Origin of the sequence: Parasutterella secunda, from assembly GCF_023336895.1 — a bacterium.
Lineage (GTDB): Bacteria > Pseudomonadota > Gammaproteobacteria > Burkholderiales > Burkholderiaceae_F > Aphodousia > Aphodousia faecalis.
The window spans coordinates 1-436 of record NZ_JAMBLT010000036.1; the positions used below are offsets into that span (position 1 = coordinate 1).

The following is a 436-nucleotide window of genomic DNA, read 5'->3' on the forward strand; positions in this document are numbered from 1 at the left end:
CCGCCATTAATGGCGGGGCTTTACGGAACTCGTGGTAAAAACAAAGGGGGAGGGATGATAATGTCGGCCATTGCCGAAGTGATCAACGCCCCTTAATTTATCAAATCAAATTGGATCGCCTCAAATATGAATAGGAAACCGCTCAATCCGTGTACTTTGTCATAGAGGTTACAGATCGTTAATTCGATTCTGACAACAGAAAAAATTTTGAGATACTCAAAATAAGATCAACGCTTGACAGGAGATTAGCTACTATGACCTCAAGACGTAATCTTTTAATGGCATTATTGTTTCTATCCGCGGCTGGTATTTCTGCACCGTTGTATGCGAGGGATGACGATGACTGGGACGACGATGATAATGATGACGACGATGATGATGACCGCAGAAGGCGTCCTCGCAGACGGAAAGACAGAGATTAACTAACGGAGTTTAA

1 protein-coding gene is annotated in these 436 nt (G+C 43.3%); it reads left to right on the forward strand.

Features of this window, described 5'->3' with window-relative positions:
• Positions 1-254: 254 nt before the first annotated feature.
• Positions 255-422 (forward strand): hypothetical protein, encoded by a 168-nt coding sequence (locus M3080_RS09200; protein WP_249092822.1) that lies wholly within the window; start codon positions 255-257, stop codon positions 420-422.
• Positions 423-436 lie beyond the last annotated feature (14 nt).

What these genes read in the sequence shown, in the direction of transcription:
- M3080_RS09200 (WP_249092822.1), top strand. Translation starts at nt 255, where the DNA reads ATGACCTCAAGACGTAATCTTTTAATGGCATTATTGTTTCTATCCGCG.